Genomic DNA, 21,472 nt, shown 5'->3' on the forward strand with positions numbered 1-21,472 from the left:
CAAAATGATAGGGTAGAGGAGGGCATTTTCGGTGACGCTTCCATCCAACCCAAGCTCGCCGAACAGGTACCAGCCGCTTATGTCCCCCTCATAGTTTCCCAAAGCGATCAATGCGGCTATACCGAGATCAAAATGAGAGCCCTCTTTGCGTACATCGCTGGGGGCAAGATTGATGGTGAGCCGTTTTGGAGGAAAGGTGAATCCGTTACTCAGCAGAGCCGACTTTACCCGCTCTTTAGATTCGGTAATGGCGGTATTGGCCATCCCGACAATGGTAAAAGCAGGTAGCCCTTTGGTTGCCGTAAACTGTACTTCAACGGGTTTAGCATCGATACCTTCAAATGTAGCACACAGCAACTGTTTCATAGCATTCTCCGCTTCTTGGTAGTGAAATGATAATAACACCCCTCTATTATCGTGAACTCAGGGTTGACTGTGTTCATCAGCGGGGTATAGGATACAAGCCGTATTCAAAGGATTGTTTTTAGTGACTTGAATCAGCTTGCCGTTTTTAGTATCGCATTTTTTTTGTGCATCTTCCAATGCCAGATCTAAACTTGTTTTTCCTCTTCCGACTTTCTCAAATACGGCGATTGTACTGACCAGCATAAATATAAAACAAGCACTGATTATCGCACCTACCAAATAGATACTATAGTATCGTTTATCCAACCATTTCATACTATCTCCTCTCTCATCATTTTTTATTGTATTACTACAATTATTAAGAGATTTGAAAGTTTTTAAGGGCGAAAGAGGTCTTTAAGCTCTATTTATAAAAACCATTTTAAACGATTAATATTATATTGGTGTGATAAATTCTAGCGCGATGAAGGGAATAATACGAATAATATTGCAAAAAGCAATATTATTTTTTTTCTTTGAGGGCTTTTTTGTACTCTTTCTCAAATTTCTTGCGTCGATGATAGGAGAGTTTCTCGATAAAGAGTTTTCCCTCAAGGTGATCAATCTCATGCTGAATAGCGATGGCAAGGAGTTCGCTTGCCTGAAGTGTGCAGGCTTCGCCGTGGCGATTTTGGTAATGGAGGGTCAGTGTCTCATACCGTTCAACATCTTCATAAAAACCGGGGACGCTGAGGCATCCTTCTTGATACAGCACATTTCCTTGCGGAGCGTGAATCACGGGATTAATGATCTCGAGGAGATTGTCTCTGCTTTGTTCTCCTTCCTCATCGGGAATACAAAGAATGAGGGCACGGATAGGATTGGCAACTTGAATGGCGGCTAAGCCGATACCGTTAGAAACCATCATCGTCTCATACATGTCATCTAAAAAGCGATGCAGCAAGTCGTCAAAATTGACGACCGGATGAGAGCGGGTTTTGAGCTGTTTGTTTGGGTAGGTAATAATAGGAAGAATCATAGGGCCCTTACTGATTGCAAGCCATGTATCGAAGAGTAGGTTCTTTGTCTGCCGTTTCCATTGCATTTAAGGTGCAAATGAGGGTTTGCTCGACCCCGGTTGATGCCGTGAGCTCTGCGACACCGATAGCGATGCGTAGTTGAATTTCCTGCTCCGCGAGAAAAAAGTTACTGGAGGAGACAAGGTCAAAAAGGCGTTCAGATGCCCGTTTGGCACTCTCGATATCGGTATGCTTAAGAACCATAGCAAAAATTCCCTCCCCGTAGTGAGCGACGATGTCACTGCGACGAGATGTTTTGAGCAATAATCTGGCTACTGTTCGTATCATAAGCTGCTGTGCTTTTTCGCTTTGGATTGAATTGGATGTCTGCTTGGAAAGCCGGACGGTAATAAGTGAGCTTTTGTGTTTAAACTCATCAATAAGGTTGCGTTCTTGTTCAAGCTTGGCAAGAAGATAGCGTTTATTGTATACACCGTACTGGTTATCGAAAATGGTTTCATTTTCTACTTGCTTAACGATGGTAGCGGTCTCTTCATAAATGCTTTTCATATGAACGACTTGTTTTTTCAAAATACCGCTGAGTTTTCCGACATCATTTCCCAATGAGGTGATAATATCATTCGCACCGGCAAGCGAAGGGATCGTCTTAATCTCTTCTCTGCGCTTATCCAGGATTTTTTCCATCAGGGAGATGTTTTTGTAGAGGGTAGCACTGAGCTGCAAAATACTTTTTACGGAAGAAAACCCTTGCTTAAGGGTTTTCTCCAGTTCTATGCTTTTCTCATCCTGATCATCTTCTTCGAATTCGAGAATGGAACCGATCTGCCGACGTAAACTCTCGCTTTTGTCTTCCAAAATACGGTCAAAATAGAGGGCGAAATTATTAGGGGTTGGAGGAAGGTTATCAGAGATGAGGGCAGTAAGCACCTCTTTGGCAAAGATCTCAAGATCACTGGTAGGATCATTGAGTGATCCGGCGCTGATAGGTGCGCCCTCATCAACGCCCTTTTGGCGTTGTAAGCGTTTTAGATCACTAAGAGTCGCCATTTTTAGCCTTTATTTCTCTTCTTTTTCTTTTTGAACTAATACCTCGTCAATGATACCATATGTTACAGCTTCTGCGGCTGACATAAAGTTATCACGGTCGGTATCTTTTTCGAGTTTTTTGACACTTTGACCGCAGTTTTTAGCCAAAATTTCATTGAGTTCCGCTTTCATGCGTAAAATCTCTTTGGCTTGGATCTCGATATCGGTTGCCTGTCCTTGTGCTCCGCCGAGAGGCTGGTGGATCATGATCCGTGCATGAGGCAACGCATAGCGTTTCCCTTTGGCTCCGGAACTGAGCAAGAAAGCCCCCATAGATGCAGCTTGCCCGATACAGATCGTTGCGACATCCGGACGAATATAGTTCATCGTATCATAGATCGCCATTCCGGAGGTGATAACACCGCCGGGTGAATTGATATAGAAATAGATATCTTTTTGTGGATCTTCTGCTTCCAAGAAAAGCAACTGAGCTACGATTGAAGAGGCTACAGCATCGTTTACTTCGCCACTGAGCATGATGATCCGGTCTTTCAGAAGACGTGAATAGATATCGTATGAGCGCTCGCCGCGTCCTGTCTTTTCGATGACGTAAGGAATGTAGCTCATTACGCCTCTTTAATTTTATCGTTAAGCAATTTGCTCAACACACGGTCTTCGATCATCGCCATTTGGATTGCCGGCAAATAACCTGACTCTTGGTAGTGTTTGTAGACTGCTGCAGGATCTTGACCCATTTGCATTGCTTCAAAGTAGATAGTCTGCATCAACTCTTGTTCATTAACGATAATGTTTTCTGCTTTTGCCAAGGCGTCAACGATAAAAGTCGCTTTAACGGCACGGCTTGCGTCGTCACGGAAAGTTTCACGCATCGCTTTTACTTTTTCAGCATCGTTACGAAGCTCTTCAATTTCACTTTCGTTCATTTCGCGAGCTTTTTTGTTCAAGGCCATATCCATCTCTTGCTCGATGATGAATTCCGGAAGATCAATCGTAAATGCGCTTACAAATGTTTCCATCAGATTTGGTTTAAGTTCGTCATTGTAGAGTGAGCTCATCGCTTCGCTTTGAAGCTGTTCTTTGACTTTCTCTTTAAGGGCCTCAAGGGTAGCATTTTCATCACCCGGAAGCATTTTTTTCGCTAACTCGTCATCCAGTGAAACCGGTTCTTTAGCTTGGATTGCTTGGATTTTTACTTTGAATTGAGCAGGTTTTCCGGCAAGTTTAGCACCGCCGTAGTTTTCAGGGAAAGTAACGTCGATCGTTTTCTCTTCGCCTTTTTTCATGCCGATAACTTGATCTTCAAATCCAGGGATGAATTGTCCGCTTCCGAGACGGAGAGAAAAACCTTCCGCTTTTCCTCCCTCAAACGCTTCACCGTCAACAAATCCTTCAAAATCAAGAAGAGCAGAATCGCCGCTGATAAGAGCGCGGTCTTCTTCGACATTGACTAAAGGAGCCTGCGCAGATGCCAGTTCTTCGATACGTGCGGTGATGGCTGCATCGTCAATATCAGGTTTTGCAACTTCAGGAACCATTGCGGCATAATCGCCAAGTTCGATAGCAGGACGCATAGCGATAACGACTTCAACATTGATATCGTTCTCATTTTTGTCGAATTTAACGATTTGCGGTTCACCGATAAGGGAATCGGCAGCGATTGCCATTTCTTGAAGACCTGCATCCAAAAGATCACGCAATGCTTGCGCTTCAGCATCTTGAACCAAACGCTCACCATATTGTTTTTTTACTGCACTAACAGGGACTTTCCCTTTACGGAAACCGGCAATTTTAGCCTCTTTAGAGAGCTGATTGGCGAGTTTTTCGATGTTGGCATCAATAGTGCCGCGTGTGATTGCCGCAGTGATTTTAGCGTTGGCTGAGTCGATTTTATTGGTTGTAATTTGCATTGAATCCCTTTTACTGTTATGTCACTATGTGATCAAATGGTGGCAATAATATCCAAAAAGGGTTAATTATACGCTGAATTAAAATAAAAGCAAAGAGATGATAAAGTAATAGCAATATTTATCAGGAACGAGAAACTATGGTATTCGATAACAACGAGCAATTTATCAATGCGGTCAAAACGATGATTACCCACGTCGGTGAAGATGTGGAGCGCGAGGGATTGCTTAAAACTCCTGAACGTGTTTTAAAAGCGTATGAATTTATGTTCGGCGGCTATCAGGAAAATCCGCAGGATATTTTGAATTCTGCCATGTTTCAATCTTCTAACGATGAGATGGTGTTGATTAAAGATATTGAATTTTATTCCACCTGCGAACATCACCTTTTACCGATTATCGGACGGGCGCATGTGGCCTATATTCCTGACGGGAAAGTGGTGGGGCTTTCTAAAATTCCCCGTGTGGTCGATGTGTTTTCTCGTCGTATGCAAATCCAAGAGCAATTGACCGAGCAGATCGCCGATGCGTTGATGGAAGCCATTAGCCCAAAAGGGGTTGCGGTCGTTATTCAGGCACGGCATATGTGTATGGAGATGCGTGGGGTAGAAAAAATCAGTTCGACAACGACATCGAGTGCATTGCGCGGATTGTTCAAACGCGATGAGAAAACACGGATGGAATTTTTTAGCCTCATCAACTCTTCTAGCGGCAACCGCTACTAAATCTGATGCCGCTTAAAGCACTGCGCAGCCGTTTGGGAGTTGAAAAGCTCACCACCGTATTCGGTACAGTTACGAAAATCAGTCCTACCGTCATCGTTGCCGAGGGGCTGCATGTCAGTATCGGCGATACGGTAATGATGGTCAGTGATGTGAGCGGTGCCGAAGCACTGGGGATGGTGAGCGAGGTAGAACGCAACCGCTTTTTTATCACCCCATTTCGCTTTGTGGAAGGGTTTCGAGCCGGCGATAAAGTCTATCCGAATCAAAGCGGAATGATGATCGAGGTAGGAGAAGCTTTGCTCGGTCGCGTTGTCGATCCGTTTATGAATCCCATCGACGGTAAAGGCCCTATCGGCGGCACCCATCTCGAATCGATCATCAAAGCTCCTATCGCAGCGATGAAGCGGGGAATGATCGATGAACCTTTCAGCGTCGGGGTCAAAACGATCGATGGTTTGCTGACGTGCGGAAAAGGACAGAAACTCGGTATTTTTGCCGGAAGCGGTGTCGGAAAATCGACGCTGATGGGGATGATCGTCCGCGGTGCGGATGCCCCGATCAAAGTAGTTGCCCTTATCGGAGAGCGGGGACGCGAAGTTCCAGAATTCATCGAAAAAAGCCTCGGGGGGAATTTGGAAAATACCGTTCTCGTTGTCGCGACCAGCGATGATTCACCTTTGATGCGGAAATACGGTGCGTTTAGTGCGATGAGTGTTGCGGAGTACTTTAAAGGAAAAGGGCACGATGTTTTGTTTATGATGGACTCGGTGACCCGTTTCGCGATGGCTCAACGGGAAATCGGCCTTGCTCTGGGCGAGCCTCCTACCTCAAAAGGGTATCCTCCCTCCTCTCTGACATTGTTGCCGCAACTCATGGAACGTGCAGGAAAAGAAGACGGGAACGGTTCGATAACCGCTTTTTTTACCGTCCTTGTCGAAGGAGATGACCTGAGTGATCCGATTGCGGACCAATCACGGTCAATTCTGGACGGTCATATTGTCCTTTCTCGCGAACTTACGGATTTCGGGATCTATCCGCCGATCCACATCCTCAATTCCGCTTCCCGGGTTATGAACGATATCATCACGCCTGAGCATCTTGGTGCCGTTCGGCGGTTCCGCCGTTTGTATACACTATTAAAAGAGAATGAGATGCTGATTCGGATCGGTGCCTATGTCAGAGGCTCGGATCATGAGCTGGATGAAGCCATCAGTAAAAAAGAGAAGATGGAAGGGTTTCTTTCCCAAGATTCGACAAGCATTACGCAATACCAAGAGACGATTGATCAGATGATCGCTTTGATGGAGAATTGATTCAATCCTTAAAGCAGTCTAAGCATAAAAAACCCTTAAGGTGAATATAACATCGTTTGCACTATTATCCCAAAAGTTAAACAAGACTAATTTAGTCTTTTATTAGAAAACCGCTGAGGAGCATAAAATGCAAGTCTATTTAGACAACAACGCTACAACGATGGTTGACCCTGCCGTCGTAGAAGCGATGATACCGTACTTTAGTGAGATCTATGGAAACCCTAACTCACTTCACCGTTTTGGTACTGCGTCACATCCTGCGATTACAAAAGCGATCAATCAGATGTACAAAGGGATTAATGCAAGTGACAAAGATGATATCATCTTTACCTCTTGCGCAACAGAATCTAATAACTGGGTTCTTAAATCAGTGTGGGTCGATAAAATCCTCAACGGCGATAAAAATCATATCGTCACCACTGAAATCGAACACCCTTCGGTTCTCTCAACCTGCAAATTTCTTGAAGAACAGGGTGTCAAAGTAACATACCTTCCGGTGAACGATCAAGGGGTTATTGAAGCGCATACGCTTCGCAGCTTTATCACCGATAAAACGGCATTGGTCTCCGTTATGTGGGCAAATAATGAAACGGGAATGATTTTCCCGATCAAAGAGATTGGTGAAATTTGTAAAGAAAAAGGGGTTCTTTTCCATACGGACGGAGTTCAGGCCGTTGGGAAAATCCCTGTCGATGTTCAAGATGTTCATGTTGATTTTATGTCAATGTCGGCGCATAAATTTCACGGACCAAAAGGGATCGGCGCTCTTTATATCCGTAATTCCGAAGAACTTACCCCGTTGTTGCACGGCGGAGAACATATGGGAGGGCGCCGTTCAGGTACCCTGAATGTCCCTTATATCGTCGGTATGGGCAAAGCGATCGAACTTGCAACCGAGAATATCGAAGCTAAGATGGAAGCTATCCGTGCTAAACGTGACCGTTTGGAAGATGCGCTTCTCGCAGGATTGAGCGATGTTATGGTTGTCGGAAACCGTGACAACCGTACTCCGAACACTATTTTGATTTCGATTCGCGGTGTAGAGGGCGAGGGGATGCTATGGGATTTGAATAATGCCCTTATCGGTGCATCGACGGGTTCTGCCTGTGCCTCTGAAGATTTGGAAGCCAATACTGTTATGCTCGCAATCGGTGCCGACAATGAATTGGCACATACGGGGATTCGTTTGAGTCTCAGCCGTTTTACGACCGATGAAGAGATCGATTATGTCATTGAACGGTTTGAGTCGGCAGTCAAACGCTTACGTTCCATTTCAAGTTCGTACGCAATCGTACAACCTACAGCAGGCGGCGAAGCAGCTGCGTGCGGAATACATCACTAAAGGATTCTACTATGGCAAAAAATGATTTACTGGGCGGATCTCTTTGGGATCAGTACTCCAATAAAGTAACAACGTTGATGAACAACCCTCAGCATCAGGGTGAAATCACCGAAGAAGAAGCTGTCGCGGCGGGTCATAAACTGATCGTTGCCGATTTCGGGGCGGAGAGCTGCGGTGACGCGGTTCGTTTGTATTGGGAAGTCGATCCGGCGAACGATATGATCGTCAATTCGAAGTTTAAAAGTTTCGGCTGCGGAACGGCAATCGCAAGTTCGGATATGATGACAGAACTCTGTCTGGGCAAAACAGTTCAGGAAGCGGTCAAAATCACCAATATCGATGTTGAGATGGCGCTTCGAGACAGCCCGGAAATCCCTGCGGTTCCACCTCAAAAAATGCACTGTTCGGTTATGGCATATGACGTTATTAAAAAAGCGGCAGGGCTTTATCTCGGTGTGGATGAAGCAAGTTTTGAAGACGAGATTATCGTTTGTGAATGTGCCCGTGTGAGTCTAGGGACATTGCGCGAAGTGATTAAACTCAATGACCTTAAAACCGTTGAGCAGATAACCGATTATACGAAAGCAGGGGGCTTTTGTAAGTCTTGTATCAAGCCTGGCGGACATGAAGCACGTGAGTATTATCTGGTCGACATTTTGGCTGATGTACGTTCTGAAATGGATCAGGAGAAAATGCGCTCAGCCGCTGATGCCGGGGCTCACGGTGATTTTGAAGCGATGACTTTGGTACAGAAGATCAAAGCGATCGACAGTGTTGTCGATGAGTCGATCCGTCAGTTTTTGATTATGGATGGCGGTAATATGGAAGTTATCGATATCAAAGATTCACCGGAGTATATCGATGTCTATATCCGCTATTTGGGTGCATGTAACGGGTGCGCGAGTTCAAGTACCGGAACATTGTACGCTATCGAAGCGACATTGAAAGAAAAACTCTCTCAGAAAATCCGCGTTCTTCCAATCTAATCTTTTTTTATGTACTTTTCTGTTTAGCCAGAAAAGTACATAAAGATCATACCGTGATCCAAGAACGCTCGCTCCTCTCGGCACTACTGCCTTCGGAGCGGCTCTATGTGATGGATCACGGAATTTTATATACATAATTTTGCCCTCACACCACACCAAGAGCAAGGTCGCTTGCCGAAGGGCAAAAGCGTACCGCCAGCGTTCTGGTGTGAGGGCGATTTCTTTTGATACTTTTCTATGAAAAGAAAAGTATACTAAAAGTTCTTATCAAACCAATCCGCAACCTGACTACGTATCGTATGACGCAACTGAATTCCGGCGATGAAATCGCTGTGCTGTGCTTTATTCAGCAAGCTGACGAGGGCATTGCGTCGTTTGGAGAGGAACGGATGGTCGATTTGTCCCGGGTCTCCCATGACGACGAGGCGGGTTTCATCCCCCATCCGCGTTCCGATAAGCTTTAGGGTTGCATTGGTCATATTTTGCGCTTCATCGATGATGACGAATTTGCGCGAGATCGTCGTTCCGCGCATGTGCGCGATGTCCATTGCCTCGATATTGTATTTTTTCATAAAAATTTCGGTCGCATTTTCCCGTTTAATCGAATTGACATTGCCTGTGTATTCGACTCTGGCATCGATAGAGCGGCTGCTTTGGTGTTCAATTGTAAAGTTGACTGCCGAGTAAAGAGGGTACATAAAAAAGCTCAATTTTTGTTCCTCATCCCCCTTGCGAAAGCCCAGTTCGGATTGCGGATCATTGGCCGTGACGGTATTACGGGCATATACGATTCCCTCAACAATTCCCTCTTCGACCAGTTCTAATCCCGCTTGGAGGGCAACGAGCGTTTTTCCCGATCCGGTAGATCCGGCGACAACGGTAACATAGTTCTGCGGATGCGTCATCATCGCAAAGTAAAACTTTTGTTCCAAATTGAGAGGACGCACGAGTTCTTCATTGAAATGCTCTCCGAACCGGCGATCGAAGTCACACCATTCGATTTGTTTGTTAAACGCAAATGCATGGCGTTGGATCCCTGTTTCATACATTTCAGAGGCACTGCTCAGGGTTTTTTGGACAAAGGTTATTTGATCAAAATTATGATGGACTGCTTCCGGAGGAAGTGCCGGTGTATCATCGTATTCATAAGTATAGGTAAAATCGATTTGTTCCGGAGCTTCTACGCTACTGTTACGGATGCTTTGGGTCTGGATACCACGGATTTCTGCGGCGATACGAAACGACATGTCGTTGGTGAGAAGGGTAAGATCATAATCGTCGGCAATTTCGCCGATTTTAGCATCATTGATCCCTTTGGGTTCGGTGAATGCGGAACTGATCCGGTAGTGTTCGCGATGAACGATATAAAGATTGATGAGATTTGCTTCTCCGCCGTGAAGCGAGCGGTCAAAATTCAGTGCCAGTTTATAATAGCGGTCATTTTTACATTGATCCATGTCGGCATGGTTCCGAACACATTCAGGAAGCTCTATAAAGCTGATCGGTTCTCCCCATGCGGCATCGGCTAGGCGGAAGAACTCCCGTGCCTGAAATCCCGCTTCGGAACGCATATCGTCTTTTTTGCTGTTTAGCTCAGCCAAAACGATGTTGCTGATGACGATACCGTTTTGGTTTTCGTCGCTGATACGGAGAATATTGGTCGGATCGTCTAAGATAACGGAAGTGTCGAGTAGATAGCAGTTTTGAACAGTGCTCATCACAAAGAACCCTTTTAGTAGGAATCCTTTATGGTAGCAAAAAGAATCTTAATGTTATTCGAAACGCTATCGGAATAAAATCCCGATAGCTACGCTAACGCTAAGTTTTCCTCGGCGGAAAGCCCACGCACGTTTTCGTACTTATTTACTAATTAAATAATAATTCTTAAGGCCGTTCATTGTTCGTCCCATGTTGAGGAGGAGCATATCGGCAATGACAAGTGCTGCCATCGATTCGGCGACTACGGAGCCGCGTACGGCGACACAAGGGTCGTGGCGTCCTTTGAGAGAGACATGCACGCTTTCGTTCTTGGAGTCAATACTTTCTTGATCAATAAAGATAGAAGGGGTAGGTTTGAAATGGACACGCAAGGTGACATCATCACCGTTGCTCATTCCCCCTAAAATACCGCCTGCATGATTCGTTTTAAATCCATTCGGGGTGATAGGGTCATTGTTTTCGCTGGCAAGAAGTTCCGCGCTGTGGATCCCTTCCCCGATCTCAACCGCCTTTACGGCATTGATCCCCATCATCGCTTCAGCCAATACTGCGTCAAGTTTGTAATAAAGTCCTTCTCCCAAGCCGATCGGAAGTCCGGAAATTTTGACGGTAGCAACGCCTCCGACCGAGTCATGGCGATTTTTTGCTTCTAAGATGGCGGCTTTTTGGGCTTCTTCGACGGAAGGATCAAGGGCGTAGATAGGGCTTTGAAACGGGTAATTAAAATCAAGGGCCGTCGCTTCGATTCCATGGATGGCACTGATGCCGCTGTGAAAAGTGATTCCCATTTTGGAAAGCATCAGTTTAGCCACCGCACCTCCGGCAACACGCGCCGCTGTTTCACGCGCACTTGAGCGTCCGCCGCCGCGATAATCCCGCAGTCCGAATTTGTGAAAATAGGTAAAATCAGCGTGACCCGGGCGGAAAATATCTTTTACATTGCTGTAGTCGCCGCTCTTTTGGTCGGTATTGTAGATGACCATCATAATCGGGGTTCCGGTGCTGAGCCCTTCGAATACTCCGCTGAGAATTTCTATCGTATCGGATTCTTTGCGTGCAGTCGCAAACTCATTTTGTCCGGGTTTGCGGCGATTGAGTTCGCTTTGGATATATGCCTCATCGATTTCCAGTCCGGCAGGAACACCGTCAAGCACACATCCGATCGCTTTTCCATGCGATTCGCCGAACGTAGTCATTGTAAAACGTTCTCCAAAACGGTTCATGTAAGCTCCTTTTGCAACATTTCCAGAGCGATTTGAGCCGCTTCCTGCTGAGCTTGCTTTTTACTTTTTCCTTGAGCGGAAGCGTACCGTTTCCCATCAATAAAAACCGCCACTTCGAACTCTTTTTTATGATCAGGGCCGTGAGCGGCGATGAGCTGATAATCAGGGGTCGTTCCGTAATGGGCCTGAGTGAGTTCTTGAAGCGAAGTCTTATAATCTTTAAACAGCGAATCTAGTGAGATATCCGGATGGACATGTTCGAGAAGAGATATGGTGATCTCCTGGACTTTGTGCAGACCTGTTTCGAGATAAATAGCCCCCATCAGTGCTTCAAACGCATTGGAGAGGAGTGAACTTTTGGTTCTTCCGCTGTTGTTCTCTTCGGCATTGGAGAGATAGATGTATTCGCCGAGGTTGAGATAGGTGGCCAGAGAGGTAAACCCCCCCTCATTGACGAGGGAGGCTCGCATTTTTGAGAGTTTTCCCTCATCAAAGTTTCGAAATTTTTTGTAGAGGTATTCTCCGACGATCAAATCGAGTACCGCATCGCCTAAAAACTCAAGGCGCTCATTATTGTAGGGCTGTTTGTAGCTTTTATGCGTCAGCGCTTCAATAAGGAGCTCTTTGTTCTCAAAGGTGTACCCTAAACGTTCTTGCAGGGTTTCTAAATCATTCATTACTGTGTCAGTCCTTTTTTAAATTTTTCCGATTTCATCATTTTAACACGGATAGGAAGCAAAGCCCCCAACCCTGTGCTAACACCGAGTTTACCTCGGCGGTGAGCCCAGTACACTTACGTGTTTTTTATTTTAACCCGCTTTTATACTTTTCAGCTTCCTCGCGGGCGATTAGATCGCATTGTTCGTTTTCTTCATGGCCGTTGTGCCCTCGAACCCACACTCCGTTGATCCGGTGCACGGAAGAGACGATGATGTATTCCTGCCATAAATCGGGATTTTTGACTTTGGCAAAATTTCGTTTGATCCACCCTTCCAGCCATTCGTTAATTCCGCGGATGACATAGCTCGAATCAGAAATAACCGTCACTTCGCACGGTTCTTTGATCGCACGCAATCCTTCGATCACACCGAGCAGTTCCATCCGATTATTGGTTGTGTGGGCTTCCCCGCCGCGGATGATACGTTCTTTGTCTCCGTAGCGCAGGATGGCTCCATACCCGCCGGGCCCCGGATTCCCGAGTGCTGAGCCGTCACTGAAGAGAGTTATTTTCTTCAAACCGTTCCTTTGAGAGATTCATCATACCGTGGACGGAATCAATCGCATGGCAATGAGGACAGCGATGAAACGGTAAAAATGAAACTTGTTTGCATTCATCACACGTATATTCAAACTGCAAGGTTGCTTTAGCCGCACCGCAGTGACGCAGTGCAATAAGGGTATCGAGTTCAAAGATGGAGCTTCCGCTCGCCAGATCGACAGATCCTTTGGCACTGAAGAGCTCACGCAGATACGTGTTACTCGCAATTATATCCAAATCAAGATTTTCATCCCCAATACGCCATAAAATATCGCTGAGACGCTCACTGAGAGATTGGTCATAATGCTTCCATGCAAGCTGCGGGCGGTAGGTAAAAAGCCACTCGAAAACCATGTATCCGAGCCGATGATGCGTGTTATAAAATTCAAGGAGTTTCACCGCTTTTTCATCGATAGTGATGTGATGATTCCCGATAAGGATACGACACTCCAAATAAAGTTTTTCACTGATCGTATCGGGTGCGATCTCCTGCAGGGATTCCATCACTTCCAGGGCTTTATCGTATTGCTGGAGTTGTTCGTAGATCAAGACCAAATAGTGCAATGCTTGCGGAGTCCGGGGCGCATTATGGAGGATTTGGAGGAAAGTTTGGCGAGCACGCTCTAAAAAACCGGCTTTGAAAAAACTTTTTCCGAGAAGCAAAAGGGCATCTTTTTGAAAAATCGGGTCACGGTTTTTGGAGAGCAGGGCATGATAGATCTCGACGCTTTTTTCATAATTCCCCTGATGCTCGAAGCTCTGTGCCAGCAAAAGCCATGATTCGTAGGAGAGAGAATTCGTTTGTACCTGCTCGGCGAGTTTGGCTCCCTCGCCGAGAGATTCGAATTTCCCCAAGAACGATTCGAGATCGCGATGTTCGCGTGATGCTTTGTACCGTCCCCACCAATAGCTCAAAAATGAGAGGACGAACAGGAGAATGAAAAAAACGACAACACCGAAAAGGGGATCGCGAAATTCTATAAAAAATGTATCCATGCCGTATTATAGCCGTGAAAAGGTTATTTCGCGAATGATTCGTCCATTCGGATCGATTCGGTAGAGGAGAGAAGGTTCGTTGATATTCGAACATAGGTTCTTGTCGCAACGGAGTGTTTTATCCATGGGAAGAGGATCGCCTAATCCTTGGTTGTCTTTGTTTTTCACGAGAGGAGAGGTGATAAGGATAGAGGCAATCTTTTTTCCGGAAGGATCGGAGATGATTTGTGCTATCACATTGTCCCCCCGTTTCATTTGGAAAATCGTTTCCGGATGATCGGGAGAGATCTGACTCAGTTTTTCAAAAGTAAATCCGCTTAATTTGGTATTGACCTGATCAAACGGAGTTTCGGGGTGGATGGCGCCCAGTCCCTCTTCGCTTATGGTCAGCGGATAGGGCAGAGGTTCGTTCGGAACAGTGCATCCGACTATTGTGAGAGCCGAGAAAAGGAAAGGGAGTATACGATAGATCAAAATATCCGCTCCACCATGAGCTGAATCGAAACGCGCCCGTTCCACTCATTTTTATTGACGGTATAGCTGCACGACATCTTTTTATCTTCAGGGCATGCCAATGTCCGTCTAAAGGCGATCAGTTCGAGCGTTTTTGAGCTGATGCAAGAAGGTCTCAGCTCCAGACGGCTGTGGGACTGGTCGCTGCCGAAAAGTTTGACCGTGACGACTTCCGCATCACGGATGAGAAAACGGGGACGCGGATTTCCTTCGCCGTAAGGTTCAAAGCGTTCCAAAACCTCAAGGAGCTGAAAGTTGATCGCTTCATGCTCCAGCTCCCCGATAATTTCATTGTGAGGGATAAAATCGGCAGGGTCGACACTTTTTGAGGCTTCGTTGATTCCGTGTCGGAATGTTTCCACCTCTTCTGCCGCCATTGATAGCCCTGCCGCCATTTTGTGACCGCCGAATTTAGCCAGAAGATGTTCTTGGGATTTGATCAGGCTATAGAGATCGACACTGCCGATACTTCTACCGGAGCCTTTGGCAATGCCGTTATGGATGCTCAGAACAATGGCGGGTTTTTGAAAATGGTTGACGAGGCGTGACGCGACGATCCCGACGACTCCTTCATTCCAGTGCTCTCCGGCAACGACGATAATGGAGTCTTCCGGATTGACGTGGAACATTGCCTCAGCTGTCGTTTGAGCTTCGGTCTCTTTACGCAGGGTATTGAGAGCGGTGAGGAGTTCAAATTGATGGTAGGCCTGCTCTGTCGTTTCCGCAGTCAAAAAATCGAGGGCGATCTTCGCATCTTCGAGGCGTCCGGCAGAGTTGATACGCGGAGCAATCTGAAACGCGATATCTTCAGATGTGACGGCAGAACGGTTAAGGAAATCGCGAATCAGGACAAAAGGGGAGAGGGTAGAGCTTTGCATCATCTCCAGTCCCGTTTTGACGATAGCACGGTTGATCCCTACGAGCGGCATCACATCGGCAATAATGGCAAGGGCCAAGAACGGGAAAAACTGCCGCATGTTGATGGTAAGTTCCAATTCTTGCTTGAGCAGTCCCATCAGAAGCCATCCTACCTGTGCTCCGCAAATCTCTTTAAAGGGATAGGGGCAATCACTTTGTTTCGGGTTGATGATCGCATACGCACTTGGAAGAGTATCGGAGGGGGTATGGTGATCGGTAATGATGAGGTCTATCCCTCGGGCATTGCACACCTCTGCGGCTTCAATCGCATTGATTCCGTTATCAACGGTAAAGATAACATCGGCATCGAGCCGTTCCAATACATTTTTTGAGACTCCGTACCCATCGGTAAATCGGTTCGGTATCGTGGTGATCAGGGGATAGGGGATGAGGTCGAAAAATCGCTTAACGATTGCGGTGGAGGTAACACCGTCAACGTCATAATCCCCTACCAATGCAATCCGTTCATTGTTTCGGATGGCACGCGCGAGTCGCTCGGCACCTTTTTGGGCATCTTTGAGTTGGCTTGGGTGGGGAATATCGGAGAGTTTTTCGCTTTGCGTCTCAAAACGGCGTGCTAAAAAACTCCCGAGAGTTGTATGGTCGAGAAGGGGTACCTCAGGCAGGATTTGCATGCGAAAAGGTTGCTTTCACAAATCCGAGAATCGAGGCGTTAGGACTTTGGAGGCGTGAGGTAAATTCAGGGTGAAACTGTACCCCTAAAAACCATGGATGAGCCGGAATCTCAACCGCTTCGATCAGGCCGTGAGACTCTCCCGTTACCATCATACCGGCATCTTCTAGTGCCTTGCGGTAGGTTGGATTGGCTTCATAGCGGTGACGATGGCGCTCATAGATAAGCGGCTCATTGTTGTAGGCTGCACGGAGGTTTGAGCCCGCTTTGGTTTCACACGGGTATTCGCCTAGGCGGAGTGTTCCCCCCATTGGCGAGTGGTGCGTACGTAATTGTGTTTCACCCGATTGGTCGATGAAGTTATCGATTAGATAGATCATCGGATGGGTTGTTGCCGGGTTAAATTCGATGGAGTTGGCATCTTCGTAGCCGAGGACGTTGCGGGCATACTCGACGATGGAGAGCTGCATTCCCAGACAGATTCCCAAATAAGGGATTTTATTTTCTCGGGCATATCGGATAGCCTGAATTTTACCCTCGACACCGCGGTTACCGAACCCACCGGCAACAAGAATCGAATCACAATCGGACAAAAGCGCATCAACCCCCTGCGTTTCGATTTTTTCGGAGTCAACCCAGTGGATCGCTACTCGGGTATCGAGATGGGCGCCGGAATGGATGAGTGCTTCGATAAGAGATTTATACGACTCTTTCAATTCCAAATATTTACCGACAAAGCCGATCGTCACATGATGTTTCGGGGAGACGATTTTTTTGACCAGGGAATCCCATTGTTCCATATCCGGAGCGAGAAGACCTAAATCAAGTTCTTTGCTGATCGGTGCAAGGATGTTTTGCTGAAGAAAACTGAGCGGTACGGCATAAATCGTCTGCTCATCCATCGCTTCGATGATACTGTCTGAACTGACATCACATGCAAGGGCAAGTTTCTTTTTAAAGGTTTTCGGAAGTTTTTCTTCACTTCGGGCGATGATCATTTGCGGAGTGATACCGATACGGCGGAGCTCTTGTACCGAGTGCTGAGTCGGTTTGCTTTTGTGTTCGCCGGCAGCTTTGATAAATGGAATCAGGGTGACGTGGATGAAAAAGGTTCCCTCGACTTCATCATCGTGTTTCATGGTCCGAATCGCTTCCATAAACGGCAGACCTTCGATATCTCCGACGGTGCCGCCGAGTTCTACGACCAGAATTTCGTGCCCTTCGCCCGCTTTTTTGATGCGGTCGACAATTTCACCGACGATATGCGGGACGACTTGGATGGTTTGTCCCAAGTATCCGCCGGTACGCTCGCGTTCGATAACGCTGCTGTAGACCTGACCTGTCGTGAAGTTGCTGGTACGTAAAAATGAGGCATCTAAAAACCGCTCATAATTTCCGATATCCAGGTCTGTTTCGGCTCCGTCTTTGGTGACGAATACTTCCCCATGCTCCAACGGGCTCATTGTGCCGGGATCGACATTGATATACGGGTCGATTTTAAGCATCCCGACTTCTTTTCCGGAGTGTTTGAGGAGTGCGCCGATACTGGCTGCGGTAATCCCTTTTCCAAGCGAGCTGAGTACACCGCCGGTTACAAAAATATATTTGGTCATTGAATCATTCCTTAGCTCTTAACGTTTTTACGATGGGGTTAAATGGGTCGCGAAGATCCAAAATGTCGACAAACTGCCGCTCTTCTTAAGGAACGTATTATATACTTTTAAGACTTATAAAAAGCTACTCAATTGTAAAAAAACAGATAAATTTTTGCAGGTGCTTCTCCGAGGTCATTCTTCCCCGCAGGACAAAGCCTGCTGGTAGCTTGGAGAATCGAGATGTGTAAAGGAAATAGATGGAATCGGCGCTTTATTACGTCACGGTAGCTCTAGGGTTCTCCATTGTCGTCAATCTTATTTTAAAACGATTCGGGATTTCTCAGATAATCGGCTATATCGTCACGGGTGTCACCGTCGCGTATCTCTTTGATTTGCGGCATATGGCGGATTCGCATACGCTGGAAATTATTGCTGAATTCGGAGTCGTTTTTTTGATGTTCACGATCGGGCTGGAAGTCTCTTTGCAGCGGCTTTCGACAATGAAAACAGATGTCTTTTTCAACGGATCGCTGCAGGTTCTTCTTTCCGCAGTTATCTTTTTTACCATAGCCTACGGCATGATCGGGATTTCGCTGAAAACGGCTTTGATTACGTCGATGGCACTCTCCCTTTCATCGACGGCAGTCGTACTGAGTTATCTCAAATCGACCAAAGAGATTGCCCGTCCTTATGGGCAAAAAGCGACCGGGATTTTGATTTTCCAAGATATCGCCGTCATTCCGATCTTGATTTTGATCGGATTCTTAAGCTCCGGCGGCGAAAAAGTCACGGATGTATTGTTTGAAACTGCTCTCAGTGCTTTTGTGATCGTCGGACTTTTGTTTATCGTCGGAAAGCGGGTCATGGCGTGGCTGCTCCATTTTTCTTCCACCAGCGAAGTGGAAGAACTGTTTATGGGATCGGTTCTGGTCATTGTCGTTGCTTCGTCGCTGCTCGCTGCATATGCGGGATTTACCTATTCATTGGGGGCTTTTGTGGCGGGGATGATCATTGCCGAGACGCGCTATCATCATAAAGTTGAGTCGGATATTGCACCGTTTAAAGATCTATTATTGGGGACCTTTTTTGTGACGGTCGGTATGAAGATCGATTTGGCTCTTTTTGTGACGGATATTGCACAGATAATGGCAATTCTTGTCGGTGTTTTGCTGATCAAAGCGCTCATTATTTTCGGTGTCGTACGTATCTATTCGCAAACCAAAATTGCTTTTAAAACGGCGATCGCCCTCTCTCAGGTGGGGGAATTCTCATTTGCCATCTTTGCCCTTGCCGGAAATCAAAAGCTGATTCCGGAAGAACTCTCTAAAATATTGGTATTGGTTGTCGTTCTCTCCATTATCGTCACCCCCTTTATTTTGGCGTATCTATCCAAGATCAGCGGCTATTTTTTCAAGGATGTCAGTGTTACCGAGAGCTTCAGCATGCTTCCGGGACGACAGAACCATATCATCGTCTGCGGTTATGGGGTTGTCGGCAAATTCGTTGCTAAAGCGCTGCGTGCCGAAGGGGTTGACTATGTTGTCGCCGATAACAGCTACAAACATGTTGAAGAGGCGCTGCGAGACGGGGAAGAGGTCTATTTCGGGGATATGTCAAAAATGGCGATTTTGGACAAATTGTGTACCAAAGATTCTATCAGTGTCATCATCACTCTGGATAATCTTGAAAAAAAGAGACTTATCTGTGAAACGATTATTCGCTATGCACCGAATGTAAAACTGGTGGTAAAAGTCATTAATCTGGAAGAGAAGCGTGCGCTGAGAGGTCTCCCCATCTCGATTACGATCGATGGGAAAAAAGAGGTGGCCGCACGTTTAGTAACGGAAGCGCTGCATTGCGAAATATGATCACTCTTGCTCTGTGGCAAGCTTAGGCTGTTCTGTCACTAGCCATTGGAGATAGTTGATCGACCAGTCCAGTTCTTCGATAGCCGTATCGACCGCTTCAAGCGGCTGGTCCAAATGGACTTTTAGCTCTTTGAGGCGCTGTTTGAGATACTGGGACATACTGTAATAGGTGTTCAGTGCCGTATCGTCTTGTGCTTTGATGATCAGATCTTCAAGAGTATCGATAAGAGGTTTTTCATTGGGAAAGATATTTCCTGCTTTACGAATGGTGCGTTGCACTTTTTGAAGATGTGCCATATCGAGTTTAAATTGTTTAGTATTTTCCATGATAATCAACTTTTAGATTGGTTTCGTAAACGCATGTAGATATGCGTTAGTAGAGCCATACGGAAGCTTACGCCCCGATAGCATAAAAACTAGTTTCCTCGTGATCCGGGTTTGATTGCTTCTGAACCGTCAGCACAGAGCGGGCAGTTATCCGGTGCATACATTTGAAAATCAAAATCGGCCAAGGCAAACAGCGGTTTGTCCTCAGGAAGTGCACAGTTTACTTTACGTTCCAAGCCGCTTCCGTCACGTTTGCAAAAACCGCGGTTGGCTAGTGCGGCGAATCCTACGACGACACCGCCGAGAGCTTCGATCGCACGAGCCGCTTCCATTGCAGAACCGCCGGTAGTGATAATATCTTCGCAGATAATCACTTTTTCACCCGGGGTAATTTCAAATCCGCGTCGGATCTGCATTTCGCCGTTGACGCGTTCCGCAAAAATTGAGCGCTTATCAAGTGCGGTAGCCAGAGCGAATCCGGCGATTAGACCGCCGAGTGCCGGAGCACAAACGGTATCGATTTCGATTCCGTTTGCCTGGATACGCTCCGCCAAAGCATCTGCAAGCAATTTAGCGGTTTTCGGATCTTCCAGCACTTTCGCCGACTGGAGATAGTACTGCGAGTGATTTCCGGAACTGAGTTTAAAATGCCCCTCGAGCATGGCATTGGCATTCATATAAATAGATTTAACGTCCATATTTATACCGTCAAGATATCTTGCTCTTTGCTTTTGAGCAGATCTTCGATTTTTGCAATGAATTTGTCCGTGATTTTTTGAACTTGATCCTGAGCCGATTTTGACTCATCGGTAGTGATCAGCTTGTCTTTTTCAAGCACCTTGATCTTGTCGTTTGCTTTTTTGCGGTTATTTCGGACGCCGACTTTAGCATCTTCCGCCATCCCTTTGGCTTTTTTAGCCGTATCATGACGCTGATCGACCGTCATTGCCGGGAAGAAAAGTTTGATGTCGGTTCCGTTATTGTTCGGATTAACCCCGATGTCCGCTTTCATAATCGCTTTTTCAATGACGGAAAGCATCGATTTATCCCATGGAGAGATAGTGATGGTAGTAGCATCGGTAGCTAAAACGCTGGCTGCCTGATCGAGAGGGACGAGTGAACCGTAACTGTCAACACGGACGTTGTCGAGGATTTTCGTTGTTACTCTTCCGGTACGGAGTGTTCGGAAGTTGTGGATCATATGATCCACGTCCCCTTGCATCTTTTCTTCACAAAATTGATAGACTTCGTTTAACATGAAATTCCCCTTCGTCTTATTTGGTAGTGTTGGTATCGTTTACGATGTTGATCGTCGGTGCGGCAACTTGAGTCGTTTCGATCATTGAATCGACAACCGAAGCATTTTTTTGCTGAGCGTAAAAATAGCCCAATGCAATCGTATTGACAATGAACACAAATCCGAGAAAAAAGGTCACTTTAGCCAAAAAGCTACCCGGTCCTTTAGCTCCGAAAACCGATTCGTTTGAGCCGCTGTAGGCTCCCAAACCGATACTTGAGCTTTTTTGGAGCAGTACCGCGATGGTGATCATAACGACCAAAACGATCTGCACGATGAGCAGTATACCTGTCATGTTTATCCTTGATTATTTAAAAAGTTCGCGATTATAGCATAGTGTTGATGAACCACTTATGAAAGTAAGTTGTTGATCATGGTGAGGGTTTAAACTGTTTGTGACTAAAATTCTCTCTACTAAACGC

At 46.3% G+C, this 21,472-nt stretch carries 23 protein-coding genes; 5 read left to right on the forward strand and 18 right to left on the reverse strand.

What is annotated here, in order from left to right; all coding sequences use genetic code 11:
• The 6 genes from WAO38_RS07150 to tig form a co-directional block, all read right to left on the reverse strand.
• On the reverse strand, nucleotides 1–366 hold a 366-nt coding region (locus tag WAO38_RS07150; RefSeq protein WP_422235713.1), incomplete at its 3' end, for a magnesium chelatase domain-containing protein.
• 57 nt (nucleotides 367–423) lie between these two features.
• A complete protein-coding gene (locus WAO38_RS07155; protein WP_422235715.1) occupies nucleotides 424–681 on the reverse strand; it encodes a hypothetical protein in 258 nt (85 codons plus the stop codon).
• 187 nt (nucleotides 682–868) lie between these two features.
• Nucleotides 869–1,384: a peptide deformylase gene (def, locus tag WAO38_RS07160; protein ID WP_422235716.1), complete on the reverse strand. Its 516-nt coding sequence runs from the start codon at nucleotides 1,382–1,384 to the stop codon at nucleotides 869–871.
• 7 nt (nucleotides 1,385–1,391) lie between these two features.
• Nucleotides 1,392–2,432: a diguanylate cyclase gene (locus WAO38_RS07165; protein ID WP_422235718.1), complete on the reverse strand. Its 1,041-nt coding sequence runs from the start codon at nucleotides 2,430–2,432 to the stop codon at nucleotides 1,392–1,394.
• Between the two features lie 9 nt (nucleotides 2,433–2,441).
• Nucleotides 2,442–3,038 (reverse strand): ATP-dependent Clp endopeptidase proteolytic subunit ClpP, encoded by a 597-nt coding sequence (clpP, locus tag WAO38_RS07170; RefSeq protein ID WP_422235720.1) that lies wholly within the window; start codon nucleotides 3,036–3,038, stop codon nucleotides 2,442–2,444.
• Nucleotides 3,038–4,339: a trigger factor gene (gene tig, locus WAO38_RS07175; RefSeq protein ID WP_422235722.1), complete on the reverse strand. Its 1,302-nt coding sequence runs from the start codon at nucleotides 4,337–4,339 to the stop codon at nucleotides 3,038–3,040. Before tig ends, clpP begins: the two co-directional genes overlap by 1 nt.
• 137 nt (nucleotides 4,340–4,476) lie before the next feature.
• Between tig and folE the strand changes: the two genes are divergently transcribed.
• The 4 genes from folE to WAO38_RS07195 all read left to right on the forward strand — a co-directional run bounded on the left by folE (nucleotide 4,477) and on the right by WAO38_RS07195 (nucleotide 8,702).
• A complete protein-coding gene (gene folE / locus WAO38_RS07180) occupies nucleotides 4,477–5,061 on the forward strand; it encodes a GTP cyclohydrolase I FolE (protein ID WP_422235723.1) in 585 nt (194 codons plus the stop codon).
• A gap of 5 nt (nucleotides 5,062–5,066) precedes the next feature.
• Nucleotides 5,067–6,374, forward strand: coding sequence for a flagellar protein export ATPase FliI (gene fliI / locus WAO38_RS07185; protein ID WP_422235725.1), 1,308 nt, complete (start codon nucleotides 5,067–5,069; stop codon nucleotides 6,372–6,374).
• Between the two features lie 127 nt (nucleotides 6,375–6,501).
• Nucleotides 6,502–7,716 (forward strand): NifS family cysteine desulfurase, encoded by a 1,215-nt coding sequence (locus WAO38_RS07190; protein ID WP_422235727.1) that lies wholly within the window; start codon nucleotides 6,502–6,504, stop codon nucleotides 7,714–7,716.
• An 11-nt stretch (nucleotides 7,717–7,727) separates the two neighbouring features.
• A complete protein-coding gene (locus tag WAO38_RS07195; RefSeq protein WP_422235729.1) occupies nucleotides 7,728–8,702 on the forward strand; it encodes an iron-sulfur cluster assembly scaffold protein in 975 nt (324 codons plus the stop codon).
• Nucleotides 8,703–8,956: 254 nt separating this feature from the next.
• On the opposite strand, the gene WAO38_RS07200 is transcribed toward WAO38_RS07195, so the two are convergent.
• The 8 genes from WAO38_RS07200 to WAO38_RS07235 all read right to left on the reverse strand — a co-directional run bounded on the left by WAO38_RS07200 (nucleotide 8,957) and on the right by WAO38_RS07235 (nucleotide 17,576).
• Nucleotides 8,957–10,420 carry a PhoH family protein gene (locus WAO38_RS07200; protein WP_422235731.1) on the reverse strand — a complete coding sequence of 488 codons (1,464 nt, stop codon included), beginning with the start codon at nucleotides 10,418–10,420 and terminating at the stop codon, nucleotides 8,957–8,959.
• A 141-nt stretch (nucleotides 10,421–10,561) separates the two neighbouring features.
• The gene (aroC, locus tag WAO38_RS07205) at nucleotides 10,562–11,644 is read right to left on the reverse strand and encodes a chorismate synthase (RefSeq protein WP_422235733.1); all 1,083 of its coding nucleotides are present in this window, start codon (nucleotides 11,642–11,644) and stop codon (nucleotides 10,562–10,564) included.
• On the reverse strand, nucleotides 11,641–12,321 hold the full coding sequence (gene rnc, locus WAO38_RS07210; RefSeq protein WP_422235734.1) for a ribonuclease III: 681 nt from the start codon (nucleotides 12,319–12,321) through the stop codon (nucleotides 11,641–11,643). The genes aroC and rnc overlap by 4 nt, the downstream gene beginning before the upstream one ends.
• Before the next feature lie 127 nt (nucleotides 12,322–12,448).
• Nucleotides 12,449–12,880 (reverse strand): ribonuclease HI, encoded by a 432-nt coding sequence (gene rnhA, locus WAO38_RS07215; protein ID WP_422235736.1) that lies wholly within the window; start codon nucleotides 12,878–12,880, stop codon nucleotides 12,449–12,451.
• Nucleotides 12,855–13,898: a tetratricopeptide repeat protein gene (locus WAO38_RS07220; RefSeq protein WP_422235738.1), complete on the reverse strand. Its 1,044-nt coding sequence runs from the start codon at nucleotides 13,896–13,898 to the stop codon at nucleotides 12,855–12,857. The genes rnhA and WAO38_RS07220 overlap by 26 nt, the downstream gene beginning before the upstream one ends.
• A gap of 6 nt (nucleotides 13,899–13,904) precedes the next feature.
• A complete protein-coding gene (locus tag WAO38_RS07225; protein ID WP_422235740.1) occupies nucleotides 13,905–14,372 on the reverse strand; it encodes a hypothetical protein in 468 nt (155 codons plus the stop codon).
• Nucleotides 14,369–15,964, reverse strand: coding sequence for a single-stranded-DNA-specific exonuclease RecJ (gene recJ / locus WAO38_RS07230; RefSeq protein ID WP_422235742.1), 1,596 nt, complete (start codon nucleotides 15,962–15,964; stop codon nucleotides 14,369–14,371). The genes WAO38_RS07225 and recJ overlap by 4 nt, the downstream gene beginning before the upstream one ends.
• Nucleotides 15,948–17,576, reverse strand: a complete 1,629-nt coding sequence (locus WAO38_RS07235) for a CTP synthase (protein ID WP_422235743.1) — start codon at nucleotides 17,574–17,576, stop codon at nucleotides 15,948–15,950. Before WAO38_RS07235 ends, recJ begins: the two co-directional genes overlap by 17 nt.
• Before the next feature lie 239 nt (nucleotides 17,577–17,815).
• Here WAO38_RS07235 and WAO38_RS07240 point away from each other — a divergent pair, with 239 nt between their 5' ends.
• Nucleotides 17,816–19,426 carry a cation:proton antiporter gene (locus tag WAO38_RS07240; RefSeq protein WP_422235745.1) on the forward strand — a complete coding sequence of 537 codons (1,611 nt, stop codon included), beginning with the start codon at nucleotides 17,816–17,818 and terminating at the stop codon, nucleotides 19,424–19,426.
• Here the strand turns inward: WAO38_RS07240 and WAO38_RS07245 are convergent, their stop codons facing one another.
• The 4 genes from WAO38_RS07245 to secG form a co-directional block, all read right to left on the reverse strand.
• A complete protein-coding gene (locus WAO38_RS07245) occupies nucleotides 19,427–19,753 on the reverse strand; it encodes a hypothetical protein (protein WP_422235746.1) in 327 nt (108 codons plus the stop codon).
• Nucleotides 19,754–19,842: 89 nt separating this feature from the next.
• Nucleotides 19,843–20,451: an orotate phosphoribosyltransferase gene (gene pyrE / locus WAO38_RS07250; protein ID WP_422235747.1), complete on the reverse strand. Its 609-nt coding sequence runs from the start codon at nucleotides 20,449–20,451 to the stop codon at nucleotides 19,843–19,845.
• A gap of 2 nt (nucleotides 20,452–20,453) precedes the next feature.
• Nucleotides 20,454–21,011 carry a ribosome recycling factor gene (frr, locus tag WAO38_RS07255; RefSeq protein ID WP_422235749.1) on the reverse strand — a complete coding sequence of 186 codons (558 nt, stop codon included), beginning with the start codon at nucleotides 21,009–21,011 and terminating at the stop codon, nucleotides 20,454–20,456.
• 16 nt (nucleotides 21,012–21,027) lie between these two features.
• Nucleotides 21,028–21,345, reverse strand: a complete 318-nt coding sequence (gene secG, locus WAO38_RS07260; RefSeq protein ID WP_422235750.1) for a preprotein translocase subunit SecG — start codon at nucleotides 21,343–21,345, stop codon at nucleotides 21,028–21,030.
• Between the last annotated feature and the right edge of the window lie 127 nt (nucleotides 21,346–21,472).

It is taken from the genome of Sulfuricurvum sp., from assembly GCF_049277495.1.
Classification (GTDB): domain Bacteria; phylum Campylobacterota; class Campylobacteria; order Campylobacterales; family Sulfurimonadaceae; genus Sulfuricurvum.